18 protein-coding genes, 2 tRNA genes, 1 pseudogene and 1 riboswitch are annotated in these 21150 nt (G+C 65.0%); of the genes and pseudogenes, 7 read left to right on the top strand and 14 right to left on the bottom strand.

Going from position 1 to position 21150, the window contains the following annotated elements; genetic code table 11:
• Positions 1-35: 35 nt before the first annotated feature.
• The 3 genes from SUTH_RS16315 (at position 36) to SUTH_RS16305 (ending at position 5025) form a co-directional block, all read left to right on the top strand.
• Positions 36-2057: a TonB-dependent receptor plug domain-containing protein gene (locus tag SUTH_RS16315; protein WP_041100757.1), complete on the top strand. Its 2022-nt coding sequence runs from the start codon at positions 36-38 to the stop codon at positions 2055-2057.
• 51 nt (positions 2058-2108) lie between these two features.
• Complete coding sequence (locus tag SUTH_RS16310; RefSeq protein ID WP_171817391.1) at positions 2109-2999, top strand: ABC transporter substrate-binding protein; 891 nt, start codon at positions 2109-2111, stop codon at positions 2997-2999.
• Positions 3000-3108: 109 nt separating this feature from the next.
• Positions 3109-5025: a hybrid sensor histidine kinase/response regulator gene (locus SUTH_RS16305; RefSeq protein WP_148312959.1), complete on the top strand. Its 1917-nt coding sequence runs from the start codon at positions 3109-3111 to the stop codon at positions 5023-5025.
• A 4-nt stretch (positions 5026-5029) separates the two neighbouring features.
• Here SUTH_RS16305 and metF read toward each other — a convergent pair whose 3' ends face one another.
• Genes metF through ahcY form a run of 3 tightly spaced genes read right to left on the bottom strand, consistent with a single transcriptional unit; the run spans position 5030 to position 7670 of the window.
• A complete protein-coding gene (metF, locus tag SUTH_RS16300) occupies positions 5030-5857 on the bottom strand; it encodes a methylenetetrahydrofolate reductase [NAD(P)H] (RefSeq protein WP_041100751.1) in 828 nt (275 codons plus the stop codon).
• A 15-nt stretch (positions 5858-5872) separates the two neighbouring features.
• On the bottom strand, positions 5873-6223 hold the full coding sequence (locus SUTH_RS16295) for a phage holin family protein (RefSeq protein ID WP_041100748.1): 351 nt from the start codon (positions 6221-6223) through the stop codon (positions 5873-5875).
• Positions 6224-6260: 37 nt separating this feature from the next.
• Positions 6261-7670, bottom strand: a complete 1410-nt coding sequence (gene ahcY / locus SUTH_RS16290; RefSeq protein ID WP_041100746.1) for an adenosylhomocysteinase — start codon at positions 7668-7670, stop codon at positions 6261-6263.
• Between the two features lie 55 nt (positions 7671-7725).
• A riboswitch (S-adenosyl-L-homocysteine riboswitch) is annotated at positions 7726-7801 on the bottom strand.
• A 73-nt stretch (positions 7802-7874) separates the two neighbouring features.
• Here ahcY and SUTH_RS16285 point away from each other — a divergent pair.
• From SUTH_RS16285 to SUTH_RS20130, 3 genes and pseudogenes are all read left to right on the top strand, one after another.
• Positions 7875-7951, top strand: a tRNA-Met gene (locus tag SUTH_RS16285).
• 342 nt (positions 7952-8293) lie between these two features.
• Positions 8294-8491: pseudogene (locus SUTH_RS20135) on the top strand (flavin reductase family protein); the annotation flags it as partial.
• Positions 8492-8573: 82 nt separating this feature from the next.
• Positions 8574-8720 carry a hypothetical protein gene (locus SUTH_RS20130; RefSeq protein WP_231851160.1) on the top strand — a complete coding sequence of 49 codons (147 nt, stop codon included), beginning with the start codon at positions 8574-8576 and terminating at the stop codon, positions 8718-8720.
• Between the two features lie 10 nt (positions 8721-8730).
• On the opposite strand, the gene SUTH_RS16275 is transcribed toward SUTH_RS20130, so the two are convergent.
• Positions 8731-9630 (bottom strand): radical SAM protein, encoded by a 900-nt coding sequence (locus tag SUTH_RS16275; protein ID WP_041100744.1) that lies wholly within the window; start codon positions 9628-9630, stop codon positions 8731-8733.
• Positions 9631-9697: 67 nt separating this feature from the next.
• On the opposite strand from SUTH_RS16275, the gene SUTH_RS16270 reads away from it, so the two are divergent.
• Positions 9698-11074: a 3'-5' exonuclease family protein gene (locus SUTH_RS16270; protein WP_041100742.1), complete on the top strand. Its 1377-nt coding sequence runs from the start codon at positions 9698-9700 to the stop codon at positions 11072-11074.
• Here SUTH_RS16270 and SUTH_RS16265 read toward each other — a convergent pair.
• The 10 genes from SUTH_RS16265 to SUTH_RS16220 all read right to left on the bottom strand — a co-directional run bounded on the left by SUTH_RS16265 (position 11071) and on the right by SUTH_RS16220 (position 21029).
• A complete protein-coding gene (locus SUTH_RS16265) occupies positions 11071-11967 on the bottom strand; it encodes a patatin-like phospholipase family protein (protein ID WP_041100740.1) in 897 nt (298 codons plus the stop codon). The genes SUTH_RS16270 and SUTH_RS16265 overlap by 4 nt on opposite strands.
• A 53-nt stretch (positions 11968-12020) precedes the next feature.
• Positions 12021-12257, bottom strand: a complete 237-nt coding sequence (locus SUTH_RS16260) for a DUF7343 domain-containing protein (RefSeq protein ID WP_231851052.1) — start codon at positions 12255-12257, stop codon at positions 12021-12023.
• A gap of 141 nt (positions 12258-12398) precedes the next feature.
• Positions 12399-12474 (bottom strand) — tRNA-Ile (locus SUTH_RS16255).
• 50 nt (positions 12475-12524) lie between these two features.
• On the bottom strand, positions 12525-14744 hold the full coding sequence (gene rpoD / locus SUTH_RS16250) for an RNA polymerase sigma factor RpoD (protein ID WP_231851050.1): 2220 nt from the start codon (positions 14742-14744) through the stop codon (positions 12525-12527).
• A 112-nt stretch (positions 14745-14856) separates the two neighbouring features.
• The gene (gene dnaG, locus SUTH_RS16245; RefSeq protein ID WP_052473721.1) at positions 14857-16608 is read right to left on the bottom strand and encodes a DNA primase; all 1752 of its coding nucleotides are present in this window, start codon (positions 16606-16608) and stop codon (positions 14857-14859) included.
• A gap of 7 nt (positions 16609-16615) precedes the next feature.
• Positions 16616-17065, bottom strand: coding sequence for a GatB/YqeY domain-containing protein (locus tag SUTH_RS16240; protein ID WP_041100736.1), 450 nt, complete (start codon positions 17063-17065; stop codon positions 16616-16618).
• A 97-nt stretch (positions 17066-17162) separates the two neighbouring features.
• Complete coding sequence (rpsU, locus tag SUTH_RS16235; protein WP_041100734.1) at positions 17163-17375, bottom strand: 30S ribosomal protein S21; 213 nt, start codon at positions 17373-17375, stop codon at positions 17163-17165.
• A gap of 56 nt (positions 17376-17431) precedes the next feature.
• Positions 17432-19633, bottom strand: a complete 2202-nt coding sequence (gene pbpC / locus SUTH_RS16230; RefSeq protein WP_041100732.1) for a penicillin-binding protein 1C — start codon at positions 19631-19633, stop codon at positions 17432-17434.
• Between the two features lies 1 nt (position 19634).
• Positions 19635-20711, bottom strand: a complete 1077-nt coding sequence (locus SUTH_RS16225) for a glycosyltransferase family protein (protein ID WP_041100730.1) — start codon at positions 20709-20711, stop codon at positions 19635-19637.
• Positions 20712-21029 carry a hypothetical protein gene (locus tag SUTH_RS16220; RefSeq protein ID WP_041102471.1) on the bottom strand — a complete coding sequence of 106 codons (318 nt, stop codon included), beginning with the start codon at positions 21027-21029 and terminating at the stop codon, positions 20712-20714.
• Positions 21030-21150: the final 121 nt, after the last annotated feature.

The following is a 21150-nucleotide window of genomic DNA, read 5'->3' as shown; positions in this document are numbered from 1 at the left end:
CCCCCGGGCGGGTTCACACCTATAATCGCGCGACGATGGGCGGAATTTCATTTCGAATCAGCGAGATTGCGCGGCGCCGCGGCGCTCCGCTTTGCTTCGCCTTGATCGTCCTGCCGGCGGCGGCGGACCATGCCGCCGACCATGTGACCGAAAGCGACTACTTCGGCGATCTGCCCGTGGTCCTCTCCGTCAGCCGGCTGGAACAGCCACTCAGCGAAGTTCCGGGCTCGGTGACGGTCATCGATCGGGATCTGATCCGCCGTTCCGGCGCGCGCGAGGTGGCGGAAGTATTGAGGCTGGTGCCGGGCTTCCTGTTCACTTCACGCAATGGCGCCAATCCCCAGGCCGCGTATCACTCGGGAATGGATGTCTTCGGCTCGCGGATGCAGGTCTATGTCGATGGCCGCTCCCTGTATTCGTCCTATCTGTTTGGCGATACGCATCTGGGTCTGCGCGGAATCGTGCTTGAGGATATCGAGCGCATCGAAGTGCTGCGCGGGTCGAATTCCGCTTCCTACGGCGCCAACGCCTTTCTCGGCGTCGTCAATATCATCACGCGCAACGCCGCCGACAGTCATGGCGTGACGCTGTCGGCCACCGTCGGCGACAAGGGGATCGACGACAATGTCGCGCGTGTCGGCTGGGGCAACGATAAAGCCAGCTTCCGGATCACAGGGGCGCGCCGCGTAGATCACGGCCTTGACCGGGTGTATGACGAGAGCCATATCTCAAGCGTCCAGTTTCGCGGCGACTTCGTACCCACGCCGAACGACGAAGTGATGTTCCAGCTGGGTGCCGGCCAGACCGCTCGTGGCGACGGCGAAGGCACGGCAGGCAACCCGTTCAGGACGACGAATCAGAGCGATGCACGCGCCTTGCTGCGCTGGCGGCACCAGATCAGCCCTGACGAGAAACTGGAGCTGCGCGCGAGCTACGAGCGCGAAGCGTTTTCCGACATTGCGCGGGTGACGGGCACGCTTGGCGGCAATCCGATCAGCGCCATGCAGGACAACAGCGGCAGCGTAACGCGGCAGGAACTGGGGCTCCAGCATTCCCTGGTATTGAATCAGGGACTGCGTTTCGTCTGGGGCGGCGAATGGCGCCATGAGTCGCTGACTTCACCTCCCCTCTATGCGACGACGGACAGCATCTCACTGCACCAATGGCGTGGTTTCGGCACGATCGAATGGCGCCCGCACCGGCAGTGGCTGTTGCAGGCCAGCGGCATGCAGGAGGGGCACAGTTACACCGGCAGCGCATTTTCGCCACGCGTTTCGGCCAGCTTCCACGCAACGCCGGACCACACCTTGCGCTTTGGCGTGACCAAGTCGCAGCGCGCGCCGACGTTCTATGAGTTGCGCGCAGATACCCGCCTGTACAACCTTTCGCCGGGGAATCCCCTGGTGGCGATCGGCGGGCAGATACCCGTTTACGGCTGGCTCTACAGGTCATCGGGCACGATCAAGCCGGAAACCCTGATCACCAACGAGATCGGCTATCTGGGGAATTTCCGTTCGGTGAATCTGAAGGTGGACGCCCGCGCTTTTGTCGAGCGCATGAACCATCGCGTCACCGTGCAGGGGCTGTCGATCCCGAATCCGGCGTTTCCGGCGTTTCCCTATGACTCGAAGGACTTCGTCAATCGCCCCGGACCTCATCTGCATGGCTTCGAATACCAGTTCGATTGGCGGCCGCTGCCGGATACGCGTCTGATGCTGGCCGAGATGCACATGCGAATCGCGAGGGGTTCGGTGGTCGACGAGGAGCAGGAAGCGCCCTACCGCAACACATCTCTGACATGGCTGCAGACACTGCCGGGCGGGTTTGAGTTCAGTGCGATTTCGACATCCTCGACGCCTTTCAAGTGGGCGGCCGGCGGTCAGGTCATCAGCACGCCGCGCCAGCTCGATGTGCGTCTTGGCAAGCGATTTGCCGTGGGCGCGACCCGCGCCGAGGTGAGCCTGACCGTGCAGGGCATCAACGGCGGGCATCAGATCTACAAGATCAACCAGCGCCTCGATCGCCGCGCTTTCGCTACCCTGCGGCTGGATTTCTGAGCAATGCGGCGCCGGTTTCTCTCCCTTCTCGCCACCGCCTGCCTATGTCTAATGACATATGGATCGGCGTGGGCGGCGGGAGCGGTTTCGGTGTGGGTGGCGCTGTCCGATGCCGGCGGAGCCCACGCCGAGACAGCCGAGGCGCTGCGTGCGGAAGTCGAGCAGGCACAACCGGGGCGCATCGTCTGGCATGTGGCACACTGGAGCCATTTCACCAGCGCGAAACCCGAACCGCAGTTTGTGGTTGCCGTCGGCCATGCAGCGCAACGAGGCATGCAGGACCTGTTTGCCGGTGACAGCACTCCGCCTCCGTTGCTGGCCATTCTGGTGCCGCGCCTGGCGTTTGAGCGGATTGCCGATCCGGCGCGTGTGCAGTCCGGCACGGTTTCCGCGGTGTATCTCGATCAGCCGCGAGGGCGCCAGCTGGATCTGATCCGGCTGGCGCTGCCAGCCGTTCGCAGTGTCGGGATACTGGTCAGCGGAGAATCCAGGGGGCATGCCGCGGGGCTGGAGAAGGCGGCAAAGGAGCGCGACATGCAGCTGGTGACTTCGCTGGTCGGGCCAAGCGGATTATTTGTCGCCTTGCAGGCGGTGCTGGCCGATGCCGAAGTCCTGCTGGCGCTGCCCGACCCGGCGGTGTTCAACAGCCAGACAGCCGCCAACATCCTGATGGCGGCCTACCGGCGGCAAGTGCCGCTGATCGGTTTTTCTCCCGCCTATGTCAAGGCCGGGGCCTTGCTGGCGCTGTATTCGACGCCAACGCAAGTCGGAGTTCGCGGCGGAGAAATTCTGCGGCAGGCCCTGGCGGGAAAATCCTTGCCACCGCCACAGTGGCCGCGCGAGTTCGTCGTCGGGGTCAACCAGGACGTGGCCCGCTCGCTGGGTCTGGTATTGAACGAGCCGCGACTGGGCGAACAGCTGCGACAGAGGGAGCGGCCATGAGCGCCCCGCACGGCCGTCCGAAGGGGCGCAAATCCTTGCACGGAGCTGCGCAGCGGCGAACCGTCGTCACCCCCTGCCCAGGGCAGGGGGTTGGGGGGAGGGCTGTTCCGTGAGTTTGCGCGCGCGCATGCTGCTGCTGGCGCTGCTGCCGGTAACGCTGGTGGCGGCCCTGCTGACTACCGTCTTCGTGTTGCGCGCGATCGACGATCTGGAGCAGGGGCTGCGCACCCGGGGTGCGGCAATTTCGCGGCAAATGGCCACCGTGGCCGAGTTCGGGATTTTTTCGGGGCAGCGCGCCAGTCTTTCGGCGCTCACCGAGTCGACGCTGCATATCGACGCGGATGCGCGGGGTGCTGCCATCGTCGATATGCAGGGCGTCACCATGGCGCGCAGCGGCGACCTGAACCCTTCCCGTTGGCCGGTGCTCGGCCGGATTGACGGCCATCGTTTGGGGTCGGACGTCCTGCTGTTCGTCGAACCGGTGGTGCGCAGCACCTTGCCGGTGGACGATATCTATGCCGGGGCGGAAGTCGCGCGCGCGGCCGAATCGAAGCTCATCGGCCATGTCGTGGTCGAGTTGTCATTGCGGGACATTTCCGCCAGGAGCGAACGGCTGATCGCCATCGGTGCGGTGATCGCGCTGCTGGGATCGGCGCTTGGTGGCTGGCTGGCGCTGCGCATTGCGCGCGCGGTGACCAAACCCCTGCTGGAGGCCAGCGAGGTCGTGGCGCGCATCGGCGAGGGCGATCTCGCGGCGCGCATGGAGCCGGAGTCGACCGGCGCCTTGCGTTCCCTGGCGGCCGGCATCAACGACATGGCCGGGCGCATCGGGGTGACGCAGGAGGAATTGCGCGCGCGGGTCGCGGAAGCCACTCTGGACCTGAAGCGCGAGAAGGACGCGGCGGAGCATGCGACCATCGCCAAGTCGCATTTCCTGGCCGCTGCCAGCCACGATTTGCGGCAACCCCTGCACGCGCTCGGATTGTTTGTTTCCGGACTGGGGCAGTCCGAAGCGGCACGGCTGGAACCGCGACTGGTGGCGCATATCCAGTCGTCGGTGGATACCCTGCAGAACCTGCTCGACGCCATCCTCGACATTTCACGCCTTGATGGCGGCAACGTGGTTCCGCAAATTGAAGGTTTCCCCCTGGGCCGCGTGCTGGAGCGGCTGGCCAATGATCTTTCGCTGCCGGCGGAACAGAAGGGTTTGCGGCTCAAGGTAAGGCCGACCCAGGTCTGGGTACAGAGCGACCAGAAGATTGTCGAGCGCATCCTGCTCAATCTGGTCGGCAACGCCTTGCGCTACACCCAGGCAGGTGGCGTGCTGGTGGGTTGCCGCCGCCGCGGGAACTCGGTGCGGGTCGAGGTCTGGGATACCGGCGAGGGCATTGCAGAGGATGCGCGCGAGGAAATCTTCGAGGATTACGTGCAATTGGGCAATCCGGAACGCGATCGCGCCAAGGGGCTGGGGCTTGGCCTGGCGATTTGCCGCCGCCTTGCAGGCGTGCTGTCAATCCCGATCATGGTGCGCTCGCAACCGGGGCGTGGCTCGGTATTCTGGATCGAGCTTCCCGTGGCGCAAAAGGGAGTTTCCGGCAACCCGCGCTCCGCGCAAGCTCGGCAGGCAGAGCAAATAGCCGATTCCGCGCGGATAGCGGGCACGGTTCTGGTGGTGGAGGGCGACGCACTGGTACGTGCCGGCATGGAGCAGGCCATCCTGGGTTGGGGCGGCAACGTATTGCTTGCCGACAGTCGCGAGGAGGCGTTGCGCCTCTGCCGCGAGAGCGATCAGGCCCCTGACCTGATGATCTGCAATATCCGCCTGCCGGGGCTGGTCAGCGGCATCAGGCTTGCACAGGAATTGCAGCGCGAATATGAACACCTGGGCGTGTTGCTGGTCAGCGCCGATGTCAGCGAAGAAGCCCAGGCGGCGGCGCGAAGCGCCGGCCTGGCGCTGCTGAAGGAACCGGTGCCGCCGGGCAGGCTGCGCGCCGCCTTGCGGCACCTGCTCGGAGTGGGTGCCTGAGAATTCAGCGATCCAGGCGGCGGCAAAGCTCCAGCGTGAGGCCCGCCTGGTTCATGCTGTAGAAGTGCAGGCCCGGAGCGCCGCGTTCGATCAGGCGCTGGCAGAGCTCGGTCACCACATCGAGGCCGAAGGCCCGGACCGAGTCCGTATCGTCGCCGAAGCTTTCGAACTTGCGCCGCATCCAGCGCGGAATTTCGGCCCCGCAGGCATCGGAAAAACGCGCCAGTTTCGAGAAGCTGGCGATCGGCATGATGCCCGGCACGATCGGCACCTCGACGCCGAGTGTCCGCGCCTCGGCGACGAAATGCTCGTAGGCATCGGTGTTGTAAAAATACTGCGTGATGGCCGAGTTGGCGCCGGCATCGACCTTGCGTTTGAAGTTCAGCAGGTCCTCGCGCGGGCTCCTTGCCTGCGGATGCCATTCGGGATAGGCCGCCACCTCGATGTGGAAGCGATCACCGGTTTCGCCGCGGATGAACGCCACCAGCTCGTTGGCATAGCGGAACTCGCCGGCATCGGCCATGCCCGAGGGCAGGTCGCCGCGCAGGGCGACGATGCGGCGGATGCCGCGCTCGATGAAGGTATTCAGCATCTCGCGGATTCCCTCGCGCGTGGAGCCGATGCAGGACAGGTGCGGCGCGGCGTTGTGGCCTTCGGCGGCGATCTCCATCACCGTTGCCAGCGTGCGCTCGCGTGTCGAGCCGCCGGCGCCGTAGGTGACCGAGAAAAACTCGGGCTTCAGCACGGCGAGGCGAGCCCGCGTCGCGCGCAGCTTCTCCATGCCCTCGGCAGTTTGCGGAGGGAAAAACTCGATGGAAAGTTCAAAAGTCATTCGGGATTCCTCGGGTCACGACTTGGGCGAGCTCAGCAGCAGCTTGGTCAGCAGCCAGGAGATCACGCTATAGAGCGCCGAACCGATGACGCCGACGAGAAATCCGTCCACCACAAAGCCTTCGAGCAGCCACGCCGCCAGCATGAACATCATGCCGTTGATGGCGAAGATGAACAGCCCCAGCGTCAGCAGCGTCACGGGCAGCGTGAGCAACAGCAGCACGGGCCGGATCACGGCATTGATCAACCCCAGCACCACCGCCACCCCCAAAGCCGTCGTGAAACTGGCGACGTGGATCGAGGGCAGCAGATAAGGCAAGGCCAGCAGGGCAAGTGCGTTGATCAGCCAGACAGCGAGCAGGCGCATGACGGTCTCCTTGCGGTGGGCGGGGCGAGCGTGCGGCTTAGTACCTGTACTGATCGGCCTTGTACGGCCCGTTCTTCGGCACGCCGATGTAGGCGGCCTGCTCGTCGGTCAGTTCCGTCAGCTGCGCATTCAACTTCTTCAGCTGCAGGCGCGCCACTTTTTCGTCGAGGTGCTTGGGCAGGGTGTAGACGCCGACCGGATAGTCGGCATTGCGGGTGAACAGCTCGATCTGCGCGATGGTCTGGTTGGCAAACGACGACGACATCACGTAGCTGGGGTGCCCCGTGCCGCAGCCGAGGTTAACCAGGCGACCCTTGGCAAGAAGAATGATGCGCTTGCCGTCGGGGAAGATCACGTGGTCGACCTGCGGCTTGATTTCCTCCCACTGGTACTTTTCGAGCGAGGCGACATTGATCTCGGAATCAAAGTGGCCGATGTTGCAGACGATGGCCTGGTCCTTCATCTTCGCCATGTGGCCGTGGTCGATGACATGCACGTTGCCGGTGCAGGTGACGAAAATGTCGGCCTTGTCGGCGGCATAGTCCATGGTCACGACGCGGTAGCCTTCCATCGCCGCCTGCAGCGCGCAGATCGGATCGATTTCGGTGACCCAGACCTGCGCCGACAGCGCGCGCATGGCCTGCGCCGAGCCCTTGCCGACGTCGCCGTAGCCGGCGATCAGCGCGACCTTGCCGGCGATCATGACGTCGGTGGCGCGCTTGATGCCGTCGACCAGCGACTCGCGGCAGCCGTAGAGGTTGTCGAATTTCGACTTGGTGACCGAATCATTGACGTTGATCGCGGGAATCTTCAGTTCGCCGCGCTCGTGCATCTGGTAGAGACGGTGCACGCCGGTGGTGGTCTCTTCCGTCACGCCCTTGATCTTGGCCAGGCGGGTCGAGTACCAGGTCTTGTCCTTGGCGAGCTTGGCCTTGATGGAAGCGAACAGCACGGTGGCTTCCTCGCTGTCCGGATTGTCCAGCACCGAGATGTCCTTCTCGGCGCGGCTACCCAGATGCAGCAGCAGCGTCGCGTCGCCGCCGTCATCGAGGATCATGTTGCTGTAGCCGTTGTCGGGCCATTCGAAAATGCGGTGGGTGTAATCCCAGTAGTCGACCAGCGACTCGCCCTTCACGGCGAACACGGCCACGCCGTCGGCGGCGATGGCGGCGGCAGCGTGGTCCTGGGTCGAGAAGATGTTGCACGAAGCCCAGCGCACTTCGGCGCCCAGCGCCGTCAGCGTTTCGATCAGCACCGCAGTCTGGATCGTCATGTGCAGGCTGCCGGTGATGCGCGCGCCCTTGAGCGGCTGGCTCCTGGCGAATTCCTCGCGGATCGCCATGAGGCCCGGCATCTCGGTTTCGGCGATGCGGATTTCCTTGCGGCCCCAATCGGCCAGGCCAAGGTCGGCGATAACGTAATCTTTTTTGTCAGTCACGGCGTTCATGAAAGCTCCTTGAACTGTGACCGGGAGGGAGGCGAACTCACCCTGCCCGGTACGGGTTAGGTGAGCGCAGTTTGAAGATGGCCCGAGCCTGGGGGGTAAGCGGAAACTACCCTTGCAGCGCTCCTCGGAAGCCAGGCATTATATCTATTTCCGGCAATTGCGTTGCGCACCGCCGCAAATCCATCTATAATCGCCGTTCTCTGACGCGGGGTGGAGCAGTCTGGCAGCTCGTCGGGCTCATAACCCGAAGGTCGCAGGTTCAAATCCTGCCCCCGCAACCAACAAATTCAAGGGCCTATCTTCGGATGGGCCTTTGTCTTTGTGTTGCGGGCAGTGTGAAGACCGATTTTCTTGCTACGGCGCCGTGTCGCCAGCGCCGACTATTCGACTGCCGCTGCCATTACTTCAGCAGCCCTGATCACCACACGGTTTGGGTCTTGCCATCACGAGAGTCGGCAAACGGGATTGGTCTACGCGGGACACCCGGAGACCCATCATGCCTACTTTCACCAGCGTGATCCTTCATACCGGTAGCGACCGGCCTTTGGCGACGCCGTTCGTCAAGGCCTGAGACGCCGAACGCAGATAGCGCAAAGGCCCGGCGAACTTATCCCCTGTCGAAAGTGTATGGCCTGCTCGAACCGGGGCCGCCGCTGGTGGGGTGCGTGGTCAGGGGCCGCGACTTCAGCTTTGATGCGCTCAAGGCGACGAAGCAATGCGTGCTCAACATTCCGACCGCGGACCTGGCGGCCAAGGTGGTGGCCTGCGGCAACACCAGCGGGCGGCGCGTGGACAAGTTCAAGGCCTTCGGCCTGACGGCGATCCCGGGGACTTTGGTCGATGCGCCGCTGATCGCCGAGTGCTACGCCAATCTGGAAATGCCGCGTCGCCGATACGCGGCCGGTGAATCGCTACAATTTCTTCGTGTTGGAGGTGCTGAAAGCCTGGATCGACCCGGCCTGCAAGGAGCCACGAACGCTCCATCATCGGGGACGGGGTGTTTTCGCCGTGGCCGGCGAGACGATCAAGCTGCCGTCGAAGATGAAATAGCCGTCGCCGGCTACAAGCCTCGCATCCACACCGGGCGCAGTTTGGCTGTCTCCGGGGCTGCGATGGCGGCGCGAATCTCGGCCAGCAGGCGCGGCTTTTCTGCGCCCAGCGTGCCTTTCAGTACCAGGCGATTGGAGACGTGGTCGCTGCGGAACACGGTGCGCTTCAGCTCCAGTGCCGCGATGAAGGTTTCCATTTCCGTAAACAGTTCGCGCTGATCGCAGGGCTGCCATTCCGGAAAGGCAGCGCGAAAGCGTTCTTCACCCTGCGGGAAGCTCACCACCAGCGTGGCCAGGTATTCCGGTTGCATGGCATTGGCGAGGCGGGCCGAGTTCACCGAGTGCTGCGCCGACAGGGCCTTGCCGCCGAGGCCGTTGAGGATCATCACCGAGCGCCGGATGCCGGCTTGCTGCAATTTGTCGAGTGCTTCGCAGGTGCTGGCGAAGCTTTCGCCCTTGTTTACCTTCGCCAGCACTTCGTCGTCGCCCGATTCGGCGCCGACGTAGGCCATGGTGAGGCCGGCGGCTGCCAGTTCCTTGAGTTCGTCGACCGACTTCTTGCGCAGGTTGCGCGGCAGGCAGTAGCTGGAGACGCGGCGCACCGCCGGCAGGTGTTCGCGGATCGCGCCGAGGATTTCGAGCAGGCGCCGGGTCGGCAGCACCAGCGCATCGCCGTCGGCGAGAAACACGCGCCGGATGTCTCTGCCGAAGCGTTCGCCGCAGCGGCGCAGGGTCTCCAGCGTTTCCGCGACATCACGGGCGCGGAATTTTTTCTGCGGCGCGGTGTACATCTCGCAAAAGGTGCAGTGGTTCCACGAGCAGCCGTCGGTCACGGGCAGGATCAGCGATTCCGCCTCGCTGGGCGGGCGGAATACGGGATCGACATAGCGGATCGGGAAGCCGGCGTTCATGTACCCAATTATGGCAGGGCGGCGCGGAGTATGATCCGTCGCCTTCCGCAACCGCTGCTCCTTACCCATGCCTTTTCCCACCCTGGCCTTTGTCGACCTTGAAACTACCGGCGCCACGGCGACGGCCGACCGCATCACCGAAATCGGCATTGTCGAAGTCGATGAGCAGGGCGTGCGCGAGTGGTCCTGCCTGGTCAATCCAGGCACGCCGATTTCCGGCTTCATCGAGCGCTTGACGGGGATTTCGAACGCGATGGTGGCGGATGCGCCGCCGTTCGAGGAGGTTGCGGAAGAGGTCAAGGCGCGTCTCGAAGGGCGGCTGTTCATCGCCCACAATGCGCGCTTCGACTACGGTTTCCTGAAGAACGAATTCAAGCGCGCCGGGCACGACTTTCGCGCCACGGTCTTGTGCACCGTGAAGCTCTCGCGCAAGCTGTATCCGCAGCACCACAAGCACAACCTGGACAGCCTGATCGAACGCCACGATCTCACCGTCAGCAGCCGGCACCGGGCGCTCGGCGATGCGCGGCTGATCCACCAGTTCTGGGGCCGCTTGCAGGCCGAGATCGCGCCTGAGCTTCTGGCCGAGACGGTCAGGGTGCTGACGGCACGCCCCAGCCTGCCCGTCGGGCTCGATCCGGCGGCGATCGACGATCTGCCGGAAGGTGTGGGGGTGTATCTGTTTTATGGCGGGAACGACCTGCCGCTGTATGTCGGCAAGAGCAAGGAACTGAAGAAGCGCGTGTTGGCCCACTTCGCCGCCGACCATGCGGCGGCCAGGGAGATGGACCTGGCGCAGCAGGTGCGACGCATCGCGTGCATCGAAACCGGCGGCGAGATCGGCGCGCTGCTGAAGGAAGCGGCCCTGATCAAGCGCTTGCAGCCGATCCACAACCGGACCCTGCGCCCCAACGAGGACCTCTGTTTCTGGCAACTCGTCGAAACGCAGACAGGCGAGTGGCGGCCGGTGCTGATGCTCGCGAGCGATCTCGAATTCCGCCGGCTGGAACACCTGTACGGACCGTTCAAGACCGCGCGGGAAGCCAGGCGCACGCTGACCGAATTGGCGAAGGAACATCGGCTTTGTCACTCCTTGCTCGGGCTGGAGAAGGTGAAGCCGGGCAAGCCCTGCTTTGCGCACCAGTTGCAGCAATGCAAGGGCGCTTGCGTCGGCAAGGAGCCGGTGTCCTTCCACAGCGCGCGCCTGATGGCGGCGCTCGGACGCTTGCAACTGGCTGCATGGCCTTTCGCGGGGCCGGCGTGGCTGCGGGAGGGCGATGAGGTGCATCTGATCGATCACTGGCGCCATCTGGGTACGGCGCACGATGAAGCGGACCTGCATGCCCTGCTCGACACGGAGCCGCCGCCCTTTGATCGCGACAGCTATCGGATCCTGCTCAAGGCGATTGATCGCTTGACGCCGCTGGCGGCGAGACGGGTCTAGCGCATTTCTGCGGCGGGCTTGCCGCGCAGCCGCGCCAGTCGATCCTTGATTTCCGGCATGGCTGCGGCGGCGGCCTTTTCGCCTTCGAGCACGGCGCGGTGGCGGCCGGCGAAATCGGTGGCGGGCAGCTCGGCCGTGATCGGGCGGATCACGATGTCGGCCTCGGCTGTTTCGTAGCGACTGATCGACTGGCCCATGATGGCGAAGGTTTGCAGCAGCACGTCGAGCGTGCTCGAGGTGCGCGCATCGCGCGGCTTGACGGAAATATCGACCGCGATCACAAAGTTGGCGCCCAGGCTGCGCGCGGCCCGCGCCGGGATCGGGCTGACCAGTCCGCCGTCGACATAGTCGCGGCCGTTGATGCTGACCGGCTGGAACACGCCGGGTACGGCGGACGAGGCGCGCACCGCCATGCCGGTATTGCCGGTACGAAAGAGCACGGATTCGCCGCTCTTCAAATCCGTGGAGACCACGGCAAAGCTGCGCGGCAGCTTTTCCAGCGGCCGGTTGGCGACCGCGCGATTGACGAAGTTCTGCAGCGCTTCGCCCTTGAACACGCCGCGATCGGGCAGGGTCCAGTCGCCGATCTGGCCCTCGTCCATGTCCATTGCGGTCTTTTGCAGGTCGAAGCCCGAAAGCCCTGAAGAATACAGCGCGCCAACCACGGCGCCGGCGCTGGTGCCGACCACGATGTCGGGCACGATGCCCTGCGCTTCCAGTGCCTTGATGACGCCGATGTGGGCGAAGCCGCGCGCCGCGCCGCCGCCTAGCGCGAGGCCGATCTTGACTGGCACGGGTGCCGGCGGCGGGGCCGGCTTTTCGCCGAGCAAGGCACAGCCGGAGAGAGATGCTGCAACGAGAACGGTCAGCAGCAGGCGAAGATCAAAGGGCATGAGCCGGTGCCCTATGATGGGGTTGCCCGGTTTCAGGAATGCCGGTGATCCGGTCAGCTCGACGCGCCGGGTTTGCGGCCGGGGCTCTTGGGCGGTATGTATCCGGCCACGCGGCACAGCACGGCTTCGACTTTCTGGCCGTCGGTGTTGAAGCGGGTCACGCTGCACTTTGAAATCTCGCCGCGCGCCGACAGGTCGGAAATCGAGCGGCGCACTTTCGCCAGCGAGAGACCCGTTGCGGCAGCAATTTCCGAGTCGAAACGCTGACCGTTGTTTTTCAGGTATTGCATTATCTCTTGCATATCAAATGCTCCGCTTGAAGGTGAAATCACAGAATCACCACTCCCATTCATCAAAACAGCTTGCCATTGCCTGCCTTCGAAAACGGCGGGAAGGCTATCCACCACTTTCTGCCACCCGCTTTCAAATGCTGGTGGGCCCAGCGAGACTCGAACTCGCAACCAAAGGATTATGAGTCCTCTGCTCTAACCATTGAGCTACAGGCCCTTGTTTGCTTGGAACGGCTTCCGTTGCTCCGGGCCGCTGGTAATGCGTTATCAGGTTTCGGAATCGAGGAAACTGCGCAACTTTTCCGAACGGGTCGGGTGACGCAGCTTGCGCAAGGCCTTGGCTTCAATCTGGCGGATGCGTTCGCGGGTCACGTCGAACTGCTTGCCGACTTCTTCCAGGGTGTGATCGGTGTTCATTTCGATGCCGAAGCGCATGCGCAGCACCTTGGCTTCGCGCGGCGTCAGGCTGTCCAGCACCTCCTTGGTCACCTCGCGCAGGCTGGCGAACAGCGCCGCGTCGCCCGGCGACAGCGTCGCCTGGTCCTCGATGAAATCGCCAAGGTGGGAATCGTCGTCGTCGCCGATCGGCGTTTCCATGGAAATCGGTTCCTTGGAAATCTTGAGGATCTTGCGGATCTTCTCCTCGGGCATTTCCATCTTGATCGCCAGCGTCGCCGGATCCGGCTCAAGGCCGGTTTCCTGGAGGATCTGGCGGCTGATGCGGTTCATCTTGTTGATGGTTTCGATCATGTGCACCGGGATGCGGATGGTACGTGCCTGGTCGGCGATCGAACGCGTGATGGCCTGGCGGATCCACCAGGTGGCGTAGGTCGAGAACTTGTAGCCGCGACGGTATTCGAACTTGTCCACCGCCTTCATCAGGCCGATGTTGCCTTCCTGGATCAGGTCGAGGAACTGCAGGCCGCGGTTGGTGTACTTCTTGGCGATCGAAATCACCAGGCGCAGATTGGCCTCGGTCATCTCGCGCTTGGCGCGGCGCGCCTTGGCTTCGCCGGTGGACATCTGCTTGTTGATGTCCTTGAGTTCCTTGAGCGGAATGCCGATGCGCGTTTGCAGGTCGATCAGGCGTTGCTGCTCCTCAAGGATGTTCGGCGCGGCGCGCATCAGTTGCGCGGCATAGGGCTTGCCCGACTGCACTTCGTGCTTGAGCCACTCCATGTCGATCTCGTGGCCGGGGAAGACCTTGATGAAATGGGCGCGTGGCATGTGCGCCTTGTCCACGCAGAGGTGCAGGATCTTGCGCTCGTGGCTGCGTACCGCTTCGACCATGCCGCGCACCGAGTCGCACAGGCGCTCGATCGACTTGGCGGTGAAGCGGATGTTCATCAGTTCGTCCGAAATCTGCTTCTGCAGGCGCAGGTAGCCCTTGTCCTGCGAACCCTTCTTCGCCAGCGTCGGCTGCAGCTTGGCAAACAGGGCGTGGATCACCGAGAAGCGTTCGAGGGCGTCCTGCTTGAGTTGCAGCAGCGAGGCGGAAATCCGCGCGCCGCCGTCGTCCTCGTCGTCCTCGGTATCTTCCTCGACTTCCAGCTCTTCGTCCTCGGCCAGCGCCTCGATGTCTTCATCCGTGGCGTTCGGATCGATCAGGCCATCGACCAGTTCGTCGATGCGCATTTCGTCGCGCGCCACCTTGCCTGCCGTTTCCAGCATTTCGGCGATGGTGGTGGGGCAGGCGGAAATCGCCATGATCATGTGCTTCAAGCCATCCTCGATGCGCTTGGCGATTTCGATTTCGCCCTCGCGGGTGAGGAGTTCCACCGAGCCCATCTCGCGCATGTACATGCGCACCGGGTCGGTGGTGCGGCCGAATTCGGAATCGACCGTGGACAGTGCCTGTTCGGCTTCTTCCTCGACTTCCGCCACATCCACCGGCGCCGGCGCCGATTCGTTGAGCAGCAGGTCATCGACGGCGGGCGCCTCGTCGAACACCTGGATGCTCATGTCGTTGAAGGTGGAGATGATCGATTCGATCTGCTCCGCATCCACCAGGTCGTCGGGCAGGTGGTCGTTGATTTCGGCGTAGGTCAGGTAGCCGCGTTCCTTGCCGAGCGCGATCAGGTTCTTCAGGCGCGTGCGCTTGGTGTCGAGGTCGATCAGCTTCGCCTCGGGGGCGATCAGCTTTTCCTTGCTCTTGCGGCCGCGCGATTCGGCGATGGCCTTGGCGACCGATTTGGCGGCGACCGGCTGGGCGACGGGTTTGGCGGCCACGACAACTTCCTCTGCCGGTGCCGCATGCTTCACGGTCTTGGCAGGAGCGGCCTTGGCCGGGGTTTTTGCCGGCGCTGGCTTGGCCGGGGCTTTGGCGGCTACTTTCGCGGGTGTCCTGGACTTGGCCGGGGCAGCTTTGGCGGCAGCCTTCACGGGCACGGGCTTCTTGGCCGGCACCGGCTTCCTGGGCGCAGGTTTCTTCGCGACCGGCTTGGCGGCGGCCTTCGACTTGCTCTGCTTGGCGATTTCCTTCGGCATGACTATCCTCGGCTGGAACGCGATGGCGGCGCTGGCGTAGACGGGAACGCCGCGACTGGCGCGGGCAACCGACTCGGCGCGCCGTGAAAGCGCTGCGGAACCATTAAGTATATCAGATCGAGGTCCCTGCCGTCGAGGGCGGCGCGGGGCGCTTCTTTGCCAGCAGTTCGGCCAGCCGTTGCCGCTCTTCGGCCGTCAAATCCCGGGCGCGGGCGCTCAGCCGCTTGATTTCATCGGTGATCGCCGTTTGCCGCAGGTGCGCGACGCTGTCGTTGAAGACGTTCTCCAGGGTTCCGAAATCCGCTTCATCCACCATGTTCGCCGCAATGCCGGCGATCAGGGCCTCATGCGGCGTGTTGCGGAAGAACTCCAGCAGCAGGCCGAAGCCGCCGGCCGGCAGTTCGCCGTGCTCGATGGCGTCGGCGATGGCGTTGAGCGCCTCGCCTTCCACCCGATCCCGGTCGATCAGTTCCAGCGGCAGGCGCGCTGCCCATTCCGGTTTGTGCAGCACGATCTGCAGCAGTTTGTATTCGACCGAAGAGGGCGTTGGCCGCTGCCTTGTCCGTGGCGGCGCGGGGCGTCCGCGGGCGGCCGGCTTCAGGTCGCATTGCGTTTCGACCTCGGCCTGGGTCAGTGCCGCCACCTCGGCCACGGCCTTGACCAGTTGCACGCGCAGGATGGGCGCGGCGAGCTTTTGCAGGTGCGGCTTGGCCTCGTGCACCAGTCGGGCGCGACCTTCCGCGCTGGACAGGTCGACGCCGGCCTTGAGCTCGCGCAGCAGGAATTCGGTCAGCGTGGTGGGATGGGCCACCAGCCGCCTGAAGGTTTCCGCTCCTTCGGCGCGGACGAAGCTGTCGGGGTCATGCTCCGGCGGCAGGAACAGGAAGCCGGCCGACTTGTCGTCGGACAGCTGTTCCAGGCTGGCTTCCAGCGCGCGCCAGGCGGCCTTGCGCCCGGCCGCATCGCCATCGAAGCAGAACACCACTTTCGAGGCCTGGCGCAGCAACTTCTGCACATGGGTCGGGGTGCAGGCCGTGCCCAGCGTTGCCACGGCATTGCCGACCCCGTGCTGCGCCAGCGCCACGACGTCCATGTAGCCCTCGACCACGATCACCGTGTCGCTGTCGCGGATCGCCTGTCGCGCCTGGGTCAGGCCGTAGAGTTCGCGGCCCTTCTCGAACAGCGGTGTTTCGGGCGAATTCAGGTATTTCGGTTCGCCCTGGCCGATCACACGGCCGCCGAAGCCGATGACGTTGCCGCGCTGGTCGAGGATGGGAAACATCACCCGGTCGCGGAAGCGGTCGTAGCGGCGGCCCTGTTCATTGACGATGACCAGGCCGCATTCGACCAGCGCCGCGTCGTTGTAGTCGGGGAAGACCTGTTGCAGCCCTTGCCAGCCGTCGGGCGCGTAGCCGAGGCCGAACTTCGCCGCGACTTCACCAGTGAGGCCGCGGCCCTTGAGGTAGTCGACGGCCTTCGGCGAGGTCTTCAGCTGCTCGCGGTAGAACATCATGGCGCGCCCCATCACTTCCGTCAGCGGCGCCTTCTTCGCCCGCTCCGCCCGGTTGCGCTCTTCGTGCGGCACCTGCAGGCCGGCCGAGGAGGCGAGATCTTCCACCGCCTCGATGAAGCCGATGCCGGCGTGCTGCATCAGGAAGCCGATGGCGCTGCCGTGCGCGCCGCAGCCGAAGCAGTGATAGAACTGCTTGGACGGGCTGACCGTGAAGGACGGGGATTTTTCCGAGTGGAACGGGCAACAGGCGCTGTAATTGGCGCCCGACTTGCGCAGCGGGACGTAACGTTCGACCACGTCGACGATGTCGACGCGGGCAAGTAGTTCCTGGACGAAGCTTTCTGGGATCACGGGGCGATTATGCCCCCGCGAGTTTTGCCTTGACCAGCTTCGAGACCTCGCCCATGTCGGCGCGGCCGGCGACTTTGGGCTTGACCAGCGCGATCACCTTGCCCATGTCGGCGGGGCCCTTGGCGCCCGACTCGGCGACGGCCGCGGCGACGATGGCCTCGACTTCGGCGGCGGAGAGGCCCTGCGGCATGTAGCCCGCCAGCACGCCGGCCTCGAACTTCTCGGCATCGGCCAGATCCTGACGTTTGGCGGCTTCGTACTGGGTGATCGAATCCTTGCGCTGCTTGAGCATTTTCTCGATCACGGCGACCACCACCGCATCGGTGATCTCGACCTTGTCATCCACACGCTTCTGCTTGATCGCCGCGCGCAGCAGGCTCAGGGCGTCTTTCTTCGCCTTGTCGCCGGCCTTCATGGCGGCTTTCCAGTCGTCGTCGATACGTGTTTCGAGGCTCATCGAATCTTCCTTTGCAGAAGTACAAAAACCGCCCAACGGCGGTTTTCATGCTGAAACGGTACGACGTACTGCCAGTGGCGGTGAACCGCCACCCGGATCAATACATCTTCGGCGGCAGAAGCTGGCTGCGAATGCGCTTGTGATGGCGCTTGACGGCGGCGGCGGCCTTGCGCTTGCGCTCGGTCGTGGGCTTCTCGTAGAACTCGCGCGCGCGCAGTTCGGTGAGGAGGCCAGTCTTCTCGATGGCGCGCTTGAAGCGACGGATCGCGACTTCAAACGGCTCGTTTTCCTTGAGGCGAATACCCGGCATTGCAATTATCCTGGAGAGGCGGAAAGGCGCGCATTCTAAACGCTTTGGCATTGAAGTCAATTGTTTTGACGCCGTCCGCGCAGGGCCCGCACCTCGAAGGCGACGGCGTCGAGTTCGACGTTCTTCTCATCCACCAGCGCCAGGCGGTGCTTTCCGGGTTGCGGTAGCCAGCGGCCGGGGCGGTCGGCGCGGCCGATGGGTTTGCCGTCCATGTGCCATTGCCAGCCGGCTTCGCCCCTGGCTGTCAGTTGCAGCGGCAGGCGCTGGCGGCCCGGCGGAATGTCGGGGTCGAGCGCGATCACCGTGCCCGCCGCCGGGTAGCCGATGCGCGCCAGTGATTTGGCCTGCGCCGCGCGCACCACGTTGCGTTCGGTGCCGGCCAGAAACCACTCGCGACGCGACGGCTCGGCAGTGCCGCCCGCCACCGGGTCGAAACGAACGGTGCGTGCGATCACTTCGGCCGGCGGGCTTGGCGCGACGCTGCTTAACCGGCCGCGTCCGGCGACGTCACCCCGGAGCAACCAGTCCATCACCTCGCGCCACACCGGGGCCGCGCCGGAGATTCCGGAAACATCGTGCATCGCCGCGCCCGAGGCATTGCCCACCCACACCGCCACCGTGAAGCGGCGCGAGTAGCCGGCGCACCAGTTGTCGCGCATGTCCTTGCTGGTGCCGGTCTTGGCCGCGCTCCAGTAGGGCGTGGCGAGCCAGGATTCAAGACCGAACGTGCCGGCGCGCGCGGCGCGGTCGGCGAGGATGTCGCCGATCAGGAAGCTGGCGGCGGCCGACATGGCCCGTTGCGGCTTGCCGGAAAACGTCCCGCAAGCGCCGCCGCGACAGGGGGCCACCTTGCCGTCCGGCGTGGCCCGCACATGGGTCCAGCGCCCCTGATTGGCCAGCGTGCGGTAGCCGTTGGCCAGCATCAGGAGCGAGACGTCGGCCGAGCCCAGCGCCAGGCTGTAGCCGTACCAGTCGCCGCGCTCGGTCAGGCTGTCGAAACCGAAGCGGCGCAGGCGTTGGGCGAAGTCGTCGGCGCCGATGCGTACCAGCGTCTTCACCGCCGGCACGTTGAGCGAACCGGCCAGCGCCGTGCGCGCGCTGACCCAGCCGCGATAGTCGGGCTCGTAATTCTGCGGCGCATAGAGTCCGTTGCCGGTGGCCAATGTCAGCGGTGCGTCCTCGATCAGCGACGCGGCGGTCAGGTCACGGCGCTCGAAGGCCATGCCATAAAGGAAGGGCTTCAGCGTCGATCCGGCCTGGCGCAGCGCGGTGACGCCATCCACTTCGCCGGCTTCCGAGAGGTCGCCGCTGGAGCCGACCCAGGCGAGGATTTCGCCCGTCGCGTTGTCCAGCACCACGACGGCACCGTCTTCGACATTGCGCTTTTCCAGCGCGCCAAGATGGCGGCGCAAGGACTCGCCGGCAACGCGCTGCAACTCGGCGTCGAGCGTCGACTTCACGCGCTGGCCCGGCTGCGTCAGCAGCTTCACCGCCAGATGCGGCGCCAGTTGCGATGTCTGGTCGACACGATGCAGCACACTGCCCAGCGTCACGGCGGCGACGGCATCGATGTCGCCGCACAGGGTTTCGCGCCGCATTTCCTTCAGCAAGCCGCAGGCGCGCCGGGCGACGACATCGGGCTTCGCATTCGGCGCGCGCAGCAGGGCGGCGGCCAGCGCGGCCTCCTGCTCGTCCAGCCCCTCCGGCCATTTGCCGAACAGGGCGCGGCTCATCGCCGCCACGCCTTCGAGTTCGCCGCGAAACGGCACCAGGTTGAGATAGGCCTCGAGGATCTGGTCCTTGCTCCAACTGCGTTCCAGGCGCAGGGCGGTGGCGGTCTGGTCGATTTTCTCCAGCAGGTTGCGGCGCCCCTTGCGGCGCGATTCGGCATCGAGCAGGCCGACCAGCTGCATGGAGAGCGTGCTGGCGCCGCGCGTCCTTTCGTTGCGCAGGTTGTTCCAGGCGCCGGCGGCGGCGGCCTGCCAGTCCACCCCGGCGTGTTCGAGGAAGCGCTTGTCCTCCGAGATCAGCACCGCGCGGCGCAGGGTCGGCGCAATCTCGCGCAGCGGCACCCAGGGCAGGCGCCGCACCGTGCGGTCGATGCGTCGCGTCGCCAGCGGCGTGCCGTCGCGCGCCAGCAGCCAGGCATCCGATGGCCTGTGCGCGGCGCGCACCTCGGTGAAGGAAGGCAGGGCCAGCGCCGGCAGGCTGGCCAGCAGCAGCGCGAGTGCGACGAGTCCGTGCCGGTGGCGGCTCATCTCAGGCCAAGCCGAGTTCCCGCACGAGCCAGCGCGCCGCTTCGTCGGCGCCATTGGCTTGCGGCACGGCGGGTGGTGGCGCCCGCCAGAGCGTTTGCAATGCGGCGATGAAGTCGCCCGCCAGCAGCCGCTCGCGCGTCAGCACCTGGGCGCGGCCATGCGTCGCGAGCCATGCCGCGAAGTGCGGCGTCTCCGGCCAGTCGTCGCGCTCCAGATACAGGATGGGAATGCCGCCGCAGGCCGCCTCGACGAAGGTGCCGTAGCCCGGTTTGGTGACGACGGCGTCGACACTGGCCAGCAGGTCGCTGAAATGCAATGCCGCAACATCGAAGCTGCGCACGTCGTCGCGCTCGATTTGCCATTCCCCCGGCACCAGCCAGTTCAGGCCGGAGATCGGTGGCCAGTCTTCCACCGGCAGGCGAAACTCCATGCCGCCCATCGCCAGCAGCACCCAGCGCTCGCCTTGCTTCAGGTTCAGCAAGCGCGCAACCCGAGTACGGTCGCGGCGGCCGATATGCGCAATCGGGCCGATCTCGCGCCTGCGCGGGATGTCCTGCATGGGCAGTCCCGGCGTGACGCGCAGAAAGCCCTTGCCTGCGTTGTAGGCCGCAAGCATCTGGCCGTGGATTTCGGCCGCCCATGGCTCGCCGCCGAAATAACGGGCGAACAGCTCCGCCCAGTTCAACGAGGACAGTCCGGTAGCGGCAATGCCGGCTTGCGCGGCGGCGGCCAGCGGCAGGTAGGCGACATTGCTCAGCAGCGCATCGATCCGGTGGTGTCGCAGCCAGTCCGCCTCGGCGATGACGCGTTGCGACCAGTCGGCGTGGAATTCGCGATAGCGCTGTGCGCTGGCGGCGAGGTCGATATCCACCGCGTTGTGCATGGCGAAGCCGAAGTCGCGTGCCTCCTCGATGTGCGCGAAATCCGCTGCGATGCGACGCGCCAGGCGTTCACGCGGCAGCGCGCTGCGCACCGTCAGGCGCAGGCCGGGCGCCAGCGCATGGAGCGCATCCAGCACCGGCGCCGTCTGCGCCAGATGGCCCAGCCCGTGGGCCGAGATGTCGACCAGCAGATGCATTCAGCTACCGAGTTTGAGGCGACGCGCAACGCGCCGGTCGACGTGGTCGCGCGCGGCGAAATCGGTGGCGCCGGCAGCTTTCGCCGCCTCTATCGCTTCGCCATCGAAGGTGACGGCGCAGGTGACGATGTCGACCGCCGGATGCAGCGCGCGCAGCCGCGCGATCTCGGTCAGCGCGTCGTTGCGGCCGAGGTCGATGACGATGCAATCGGGGGTTTCGCTGCTGGTTTTCTTCAGCACGATCGCGCCGGCGGCGGTCCAGGCGTGTTCGAGGCGCAGCAGCGTGGTGAGGTCGTGGCAGAGCAGCAGTATTTTCATTTCATCCTTCGTGGTGTGTCTGAATCGCCGTGTCGCCGGCGCCGACTTTTCATTTTCCATCATTCCTGCGTAGGCGGGAATGCAGTGCACTCATGGGAGATGCCGGGACTCGCCCCGGCGG

Origin of the sequence: Sulfuritalea hydrogenivorans sk43H, from assembly GCF_000828635.1 — a bacterium.
Classification (GTDB): Bacteria; Pseudomonadota; Gammaproteobacteria; order Burkholderiales; family Rhodocyclaceae; genus Sulfuritalea; species Sulfuritalea hydrogenivorans.
The sequence above is the reverse complement of the archived record's forward strand: the minus strand, read 5'-3'. Positions and strand labels throughout refer to the sequence as shown.